The following is a 431-nucleotide window of genomic DNA, read 5'->3' on the forward strand; positions in this document are numbered from 1 at the left end:
TCGGGATACTGACCCAGTAGCTGAATGCGCACCAGCGTGCCGGAAGAGGTGCGGCTCTGATGATGCAGTTCCGGGCAAAGGCGATAGAATGATTTTACTGGCAACAACATATCGACCACGCGCAAAAACTCCGTCACGCAGAGATCGTAGTCGTTCACCTCGGTCAGAAGCTCGCGCACGAGAGAGTCGAGCACGCCTTCCATTGGGGCCAGTAAAACACGCATAGCAGTACCTGTGAAAAAAGACGCGCTATAGTATCCGCTCTCCCGGCATGAGGAAAGCCCGGCGGTTAACCCGGTGAGGTTATACCAGACGTTCCATTTCGGAATGTCTGGTATGCTCAAAATTCATGATGTGATCCGTGGCACATTTTTAGGTTTAATTGTATGATGAATGCGTTTCATCAAGGACTTTCACCATGAGAAAATCAT

1 protein-coding gene is annotated in these 431 nt (G+C 50.1%); it reads right to left on the reverse strand.

Features of this window, described 5'->3' with window-relative positions; translation table 11 throughout:
- Positions 1–224, reverse strand: a 224-nt coding sequence (locus AC0DBE_RS21630) for a tRNA-dihydrouridine synthase (protein WP_472963751.1), incomplete at its 3' end; no start/stop codon positions are given.
- Between the last annotated feature and the right edge of the window lie 207 nt (positions 225–431).

This window comes from Bacillus sp. VA15 (assembly GCF_055721145.1).